6 protein-coding genes are annotated in these 7,089 nt (G+C 70.7%); 2 read left to right on the forward strand and 4 right to left on the reverse strand.

The annotated features are described in order from the left end of the window. The first annotated feature begins 67 nt into the window (after positions 1-67). Positions 68-1,360, forward strand: coding sequence for an MFS transporter (locus N5I75_RS19185; RefSeq protein WP_476679101.1), 1,293 nt, complete (start codon positions 68-70; stop codon positions 1,358-1,360). On the opposite strand, the gene N5I75_RS19190 is transcribed toward N5I75_RS19185, so the two are convergent. The 4 genes from N5I75_RS19190 to N5I75_RS19205 form a co-directional block, all read right to left on the reverse strand. Then, positions 1,350-1,961: a flavin reductase family protein gene (locus tag N5I75_RS19190; protein ID WP_476679548.1), complete on the reverse strand. Its 612-nt coding sequence runs from the start codon at positions 1,959-1,961 to the stop codon at positions 1,350-1,352. The genes N5I75_RS19185 and N5I75_RS19190 overlap by 11 nt on opposite strands. 59 nt (positions 1,962-2,020) lie before the next feature. Next, a complete protein-coding gene (locus tag N5I75_RS19195) occupies positions 2,021-2,812 on the reverse strand; it encodes an enoyl-CoA hydratase/isomerase family protein (RefSeq protein WP_476679103.1) in 792 nt (263 codons plus the stop codon). Positions 2,813-2,833: 21 nt separating this feature from the next. After that, entirely contained in the window at positions 2,834-5,056 is a 2,223-nt protein-coding gene (locus N5I75_RS19200) for an acetate--CoA ligase family protein (protein WP_476679105.1), read from the reverse strand. A gap of 109 nt (positions 5,057-5,165) precedes the next feature. Further along, positions 5,166-6,341 carry a flavin-containing monooxygenase gene (locus N5I75_RS19205; protein ID WP_476679107.1) on the reverse strand — a complete coding sequence of 392 codons (1,176 nt, stop codon included), beginning with the start codon at positions 6,339-6,341 and terminating at the stop codon, positions 5,166-5,168. 193 nt (positions 6,342-6,534) lie between these two features. On the opposite strand from N5I75_RS19205, the gene N5I75_RS19210 reads away from it, so the two are divergent. Next, positions 6,535-6,984, forward strand: a complete 450-nt coding sequence (locus N5I75_RS19210; RefSeq protein WP_476679109.1) for a DoxX family protein — start codon at positions 6,535-6,537, stop codon at positions 6,982-6,984. The last annotated feature ends 105 nt before the right edge of the window (positions 6,985-7,089 follow it).

Below are 7,089 nucleotides of genomic sequence, written 5' to 3' on the forward strand. Positions count from 1 at the left end.
CCGATCCTAGCGAAGGGTGGCAGTCCGGCCACTCGATCGGGGGTGGGGGGTGGGGGAGTCTTCGGTCGTGACGACGCAGACTCAGCAAGTCGATTCGTTCGGTCCGGCTACTTCTCGACGCCGGTGGCCCCATCGGGCGTGGGCCGTCGCCGCTGTCACCTTTGTGACGATCATCGGCGCCGCCGCCTTCGCCTCACTGCCCGGACTGCTCATCGAGCCCCTGCACGATGAATTCGGCTGGTCCCGCGGGACCATCGGGTTCGCCGTCTCCGTGAATCTGGCGCTTTACGGGGTCACCGCTCCGTTCGCTGCCTCTTTGATGGATCGGTTCGGTATGCGGCGGGTTGTTGCCTCTGCCCTTGTCGTTATCGCCGTTGGGTCGTTGTGCACCGTGTGGATGCGTGCCGCCTGGCAGCTTGTGATGTGTTGGGGGGTGCTTGTCGGGCTCGGGAGTGGGGCCATGGCGCTCGCGTTCGCCGCCACTGTCACCAATCGGTGGTTCGTTGCTCGGCGTGGGCTTGTCACTGGGCTTCTGACCGCCGCTGGGGCGTCTGGGCAGTTGATTTTTCTGCCCTTGCTCGCCTGGATCGTCGAGGAGCATTCTTGGCGGCCTGCCGCCGTCATAGTCGCGCTCGCGGCTGTGTCGGTGGTGCCTTTTGTCTGGTTGTTGTTGCGGGATCATCCTGCTGATGTCGGCGTTGCGCCCTATGGGGCCGATGAGTTCGTTCCCAAACCCCCTGTCGGTGTCGGTGCCGCCCGGCGGGCCGTCGGTGTGCTTTTCCGTGCCGCTCGTATGGGGCCCTTCTGGCTGCTCGCCGGGGCCTTCGCCATCTGTGGCGCCTCCACCAACGGGCTCGTCAAGACGCACTTCGTGCCCGCCGCCCACGATCACGGCATGCCTGTGCCCGCCGCCGCCTCGCTGCTCGCCGTCATCGGGGTCTTCGACATCGTCGGCACCGTCGCCTCCGGGTGGTTCACCGACCGGTTCGAGGCGCGGCGGCTGCTCGCCGGGTATTACGCGCTGCGCGGGATCTCGCTGCTGTTCCTGCCGATCCTGCTCGCGCCCAGCGTGCATCCGCCGATGGTGTTCTTCGTGGTTTTCTACGGGCTCGACTGGGTTGCCACCGTGCCGCCCACCATTGCCTTGTGCCGTGAGCATTACGGGGACGACAGCGCCATTGTTTTTGGGTGGGTGCTGGCCTCTCATCAGGTGGGCGCTGCTGTTGTTGCTTTTCTCGGGGGGCTCGCGCGTGATGTTTTCGGGGCCTATGACGTCGTCTGGTATGGCGCCGGGGCTCTGTGTGCTGTCGCCGCTCTCATGTCGCTCGTCATCCGGCGGGGTTCTTCCGTCAGTCGCTGAGGCGCTTGAAGCTGCCCCGGTGGAAGAGGAGCGGGGTGCGGTCCTCCTCGTGCGTGCCCAGGGCCGTGACCCTGCCCACCACGATCAGGTGGTCGCCGCCCGTGTGGACCGCGTGGATCGCACAGTCGATCCACGCCGCCGCCCCGTCCAGCCTCGGCGCGCCCGACACCGGCGCCGCGCTGTGGCCGACGCCCGCGTACTTGTCCGCCCCGCTGACCGCGAAGGCGCGGCAGAGCTCGTCCTGGTTCGCGCTCAGGACGTTGACGCAGAAGGCGCCGGCGCGGGCGATCCGCGGCCATGTCGTGGAGGTGCGCGCCACCATGAACGCCACCAGCGGCGGGTCCAGGGAGAGCGACGCGAAGGACTGGCAGGCGAAACCGGCCGGGCTCTCGTCTGGCAGTGCCGCCGTGATGATCGTGACGCCCGTCGCGAACGTGCCGAGGACCCGGCGGAACTCGGCCGGATCCACCGGAGCGCGTTCGTCGTCGCCGACCGCGCGCAGGTCCGGGCGGGGCAGCGCCTCCACCGGGCCCGCCGTGGTGGGGGAGCCGACCGACCTGAGGTAGCGGACCACCGTGGCCGCCATACCCGCGTGTCCCATCATGGGCAGCAGTAGAGCTGACGAAGCGTCAGATGGGAAGGGTCGGTGGGGGTAGAGATTCAGTGGCCCTCGAAGTGGGGGTGGCGGCGGTTCCTGAAGCTCGCCACGCCCTCGTTCGCGTCGTGGGTCGCCATGTTCAGCTCCTGGGCCGCCGCCTCCGCGGCGAACGCCGTGGCCCGGTCCGTCGACAGCGAGGCGTTGACGAGTTGCTTGGTGAGGCACAGCGCGCGGGTCGGGCCTGTCGCCAGGCGTTCCGCCCACTCCCGTGCCGTCCTCGGCAGGGCCTCGTCCGGTACGACCCTGTTGACCAGGCCCATCCGCTCCGCCTCCGCGGCGGGCAGCGCGTCGCCGAAGAACATCAGCTCCTTCGCGCGCTGGGGGCCTATCAGGCGGGGGAGCAGGTAGGCGCCGCCGCCGTCGGGGACCAGGCCGCGGCGGGCGAAGACCTCGATGAAGCGGGCCGACTCCGCCGCCAGGACCAGGTCGCAGGCGAGCGCCAGGTGCGCGCCGATGCCGGCCGCCGTGCCGTTGACCGCCGCCACCACCGGCTTCTCGCAGTCGAGCACCGCGGTGATCAGGCGCTGGGCTCCCTCGCGGATCGTGCGGGAGACGTCACCGGTCACGCGTGGGCTCGTCGGTGGTGGTGTGTCGCGCAGGTCCGCTCCTGCGCAGAAGCCCTTGCCCGTCGCCGTCAGGACCACCGCGCGGATTGTGGGGGTCGAGGACGCCTCTTGGAGGAGTTCTATGACGTGCTCTCGTTGGGGGGCGGTGAGCGCGTTCAGCGACTCCGGGCGGTTCAGCGTGATCCAGGAGACGTTGTTCTCCGTCGTGTGCAGGGTGTGGGGGCGCATGGCGTCGTCTGTTTCCTCGCGTCAGTGGCAGACGGCCAGTGCGTCCAGAGCCACCGCGCCCTGGCCGCGCTCCAGGACCATCAGCGGGTTGATGTCCAGCTCCGCCAGGTCGGCGCCGAGTTCCAGCGCCATGCGCTGGACGCGCAGGACCACCTCGACCAGTGCGTCCATGTCGGCGGGCGGTGCACCTCGCACGCCGTCGAGAAGGGCGCGGCCCCGTAGCCGGTCGAGCGCCGCGCGTGCCTGGTGCTCCGTGAAGGGCGGCACGCACACCGCCGTGTCCCGCAGGACCTCCACCAGTACGCCGCCCAGGCCCACGGTCACGGTCGGGCCGAACAGGTCGTCGTGCGTCACCCCTACGACCATCTCGACCCCGCGCTCGATCATCTGGCAGACCAGGACGCCGTCCAGGTCGATGCCCTCGTAGCGGGCGATGTCGGTCAGGTCGCGGTAGGCGTCCCTGACCTGGCTCGCCGAGGTCAGGCCGATCTTGACCAGGCCCAGCTCCGACTTGTGCGCCAGCTGGGGTGCCGAGGCCTTCATCACCACCGGGTAGCCGACCAGGGAGGCGGCGCGCACGGCCGCTGCCGCGCTGGTCACGAGCTGTTCACGCGGTACGCGGATGCCGTACGCCCGCAGCAGTTGTTTCGCCGCGTGTTCGCTGAGCTGCTTGCCGGGGCGCATCAGGGCCTGCGCCTTGCGGAAGGAGGGGGACGGGGTGCGCGGCGCCTCGTCGAAGGGGGAGCGGTAGGCGGCCCTGAAGTGGTGGTGGGACAGGTAGGCGCGGACCGCCGTGACGCAGTTCGCGAACGTGCGGAAGGTCGCTACGCGGGAGGAGTTGAGGAGCGTTTCGCGGTAGGCGCGTTCGGTGCCGACTGGTGAGCCCCATATGACGCAGACCAGTTTGTCCGTTCCCTCGGCCGCCTCCACCAAGTCCTGCGCCAGCTTGTCGCTCATCGGGGGGAAGGGGCCTGTGATCGGGCAGATCAGGACGCCTACGGCGGGGTCGGCGAGGATCGCGTCGATGATCTTCCGGCCTCGCCAGTCGCCGACCGGGTGGCCGCCGTTGTCCACCGGGTTCGCCACGTTCAGGTAGTCGGGGATCCACTGGTGCAGCTCGGTCTGTTTCGTTTGCGAGAGGGGTGGGATGTGCAGGCCTGCCGCTGTCGCCAGGTCCGCGAAGTGGGCTCCTGTGCCGCCGGAGATCGAGTACACCGCCACGCCCTCCGCCTGCGGCGGCCTCGCGCGGGCGAGGAGCGTCGCCGTGTCCTGGAGTTCGTCCAGGCCGTCCACGCGGACCACGCCGAACTGGCGCATCGCCGCGTCCACCACGGTGTCCGCGCCCGTCAGCTTTCCGGTGTGCGAGGCGGCCGTGCGGGCGCCCGTCTCCGTGCGGCCCACCTTCACCGCCACGACGGGCACGCCCTCACGTGCGGCCCGGTCGGCGGCGAGGAGGAAGGAGCGGCCGTCCTTCAGGCCCTCTATGTAGGCGGCTATCGCGCCCACCTCGGGCTGCCGCGCGAAGTACTGGATGAAGTCGGCGGTCTCCAGGTCCGCCTCGTTGCCCGTCGGGGCCCAGTGCGAGAGGCGGATGCCCAGTTCCTGGAGGGCGAAGACGGGGCGGCCCTGGTGGCCGGACTGCGTGATGAGCGCGATCGCCGGGCCGTCGAGATCGTCGCGGAAGTGCTCGAAGGCGTTCAGGTTGGTGTTCGGGCCCAGGAGGCGCAGGCCCGAGCGTTCGACCGCCTCCGCCATGCGCCGCTGGGCTTCCGCGCCCTCGTCTCCCGTCTCCGCGAAACCCGAGGCGAAGGCCACCGCGAACCTGACCTTGGCGTCCGCCAGCTGCTCGATCACCGGGAGCGGGTCGGCGATCAGGAGCACCGCCAGGTCGACCTGGACCGGCAGGTCCGGCACCGACCGGGAGCAGGGCAGGCCGAAGACCGTCTCGCGCGTCGGATGCACCGGGTACAGGCGTGCTCCCACCCGCTCCGCCCAGCGCGTCAGCTGGCGCGTGATGCCTGTGTTGGGGCGGCCCTCCGTGTCCGACGCGCCCACGACGGCGACGGTCTCGGGGCGGAAGAAGCGGTCCAGGTCCGGTGCGTCGGAGTGCAGGGGGCGGCCGCTCACGTCGCGGTCGTCGGTGCCGGTCCTGCCGTGCACGGCGGGACCGGGGCGCTCACCGCAGGCGATCACGCGGGCCCGGCGGGAATCGGTGGTCAGGGTGCCGTATGTCGATCCAAGCATCGGTCCGCCCGCTCCTGTGTGACAGCGACAACGCGAAGTAACTGACGCTCAGTCAGTTTACTTAACTGACGCTCCGTCAGGAACAGGCGTGCAGGTAAAGGTGGACGCCCTAGCGGGCCGCCTTCGCCAGTGCCTTGCCTATGCGGTCCGCGTCCAGGGCCAGTTCGCGGAGCATGCCGCTGATCGGGTTCGTGTAGCCGGTGAAGTAGAGGCCGGGCGCGGAGGGCAAGGTGCGGCGGCCGTGCGGGCGGGGGCGGCCGGTCGCCGGGTCCAGGACGTCCAGGTGGCCCACCAGGGAGTGCAGGCCGTGGTCGTAGCCCGTCGCCGCGATCACCGTGTCCGGGGTGAGGCGGGTGCCGTCGGCGAGGACCACCTCCGCTCCGTCGAAGGACTCGACCGCCGCCACCGGTTCCACCTCGCCCGCGCGCACCGCCGCTATGAGGCCCACGTCCTGCACCGGGATCGAGCCCGTGCGGGCCCTCGAGTACAGGCCCGTCTCGGGGCGCGGCAGGCCCCGCGCCGACAGGTCCGGCACGCTCAGTCTCGCCAGCGGGCGGGCCATCCGGTCGACGAGCCGTACCGGCAGGCGGCGGCAGAGGATGCCGGTGCGCTGGGCCGGCCAGCCGAGCGTGGAGCGGCGCACGATGTGCGGTGCGGTGCGCACGGCCAGGCGGACGCGCGCGGCGCCGCCCTCGGCCAGGTCCACGGCGATCTCGGCCCCGGTGTTGCCGACGCCGACGACCAGCACGTCCTGACCCGCGTACGGGCCGGGGGCGCGGTACTCGCTCGCGTGCAGCAACCGCCCGGTGTACGAGGAGGCGCCCGGCCAGTCGGGGAGGCGCGGGGTGTGGTTGTAGCCCGTGGCGATCACCACGGCGGTCGCCGTCAGCTCCCGGCCGCCCGTCGCCCGCAGCAGCCATCCGGTGCCGTCGGGCGCGCGGTCGACGCGGGTGACCTCGACGCCGGTCACCACCTCCAGGTCGTGGTGTTCCGCGTACTTCTCCAGGTAGCGCACGACGTTGTCGCGGGCCACCCAGCGGCCGAAGCGGCGCGGCATCGGCAGCCCGGGGAGAGCGGAGAGGCGGCGCGTGGTGTGCAGGTGGAGGCGGTCGTAGTGGCGGCGCCAGGAGGCGCCCACCCGGTCGGACTTCTCCAGGACCACGGCCCGCACGCCGTGCGCCTTGAGGCCGGCGGCCGCCGCGAGTCCGCCTGGTCCGCCGCCGATCACGTACACGGGCGGACGTTCATGGCTGCGGGCGGCCTGTGGGGGTGTGGGGGCGGTCATGTGCGGGAGCGTAATCGCGTGCTTACTCGATGGGTCTCGGTCGCGACCGGAATCGGTTGCGAATCGATCACGGGGGGTGGGGCGGGGGTGTGGGGGTGTGTACGGGCTCTTGCGCGTCCGGCGGGCGTGCGCTGAACTGACGTACCGTCAGAAGTGGTGGTGCGGTGCACCTCGTGGGAGGCGGCTGACGCGCATGGACGCGATAGGGCTCAGCGGCGCCGAATGGTTCGCCGTGCTCCGTATCGGCCTCGGCCTGTGGTGGCTGGAGAGCTGGCGGCACAAGGACAAGAAGGGGTGGTTCGAGCGCGGCACCGGGATCGCGTGGGCGGCGGAGGTGGCGGAAAGACATCGCTGGAACGCCGTCCGCAGCGGGTTCGACATCGTCGTGAAACCCCGGCCTCGGACCATGGCGTACATCGTCGTCTACGCCGAGCTGGCCCTCGGGCTGGGGCTCGTGGTGGGGTTCCTGACGCCCGTCGCGCTCGTGGGCGGGCTGCTGCTCAACCTTCTGTACTTCACCCTCATGATCCACGACTGGGCCGAGCAGGGGCAGAACGCGATGATGGCCCTCATCTCGGTCGTCGCGCTGTTCGCCGTGGCCTGGCAGAGCTGGTCGCTCGATGCCGCGCTGGGGTTGTTCTGATGGGGGCGGCAGGAGCGGTGCGGTTCGACGTTCCTGAAGTCGATACCTTCACGCGGGTCTACTGGGACGCCTGTGCCGAAGGGCGGTTGCTGCTTCGGCAGTGCG

This window comes from Streptomyces sp. R818 (assembly GCF_056172735.1).

Bases quoted from the DNA above. Each gene is read 5' to 3' on its own strand.
- N5I75_RS19210 (WP_476679109.1), top strand. From the start codon at position 6,535: ATGGACGCGATAGGGCTCAGCGGCGCCGAATGGTTCGCCGTGCTCCGT.
- N5I75_RS19205 (WP_476679107.1), bottom strand. From the start codon at position 6,341: ATGACCGCCCCCACACCCCCACAGGCCGCCCGCAGCCATGAACGTCCG.
- N5I75_RS19195 (WP_476679103.1), bottom strand. From the start codon at position 2,812: ATGCGCCCCCACACCCTGCACACGACGGAGAACAACGTCTCCTGGATC.
- N5I75_RS19190 (WP_476679548.1), bottom strand. From the start codon at position 1,961: ATGGGACACGCGGGTATGGCGGCCACGGTGGTCCGCTACCTCAGGTCG.
- N5I75_RS19200 (WP_476679105.1), bottom strand. From the start codon at position 5,056: ATGCTTGGATCGACATACGGCACCCTGACCACCGATTCCCGCCGGGCC.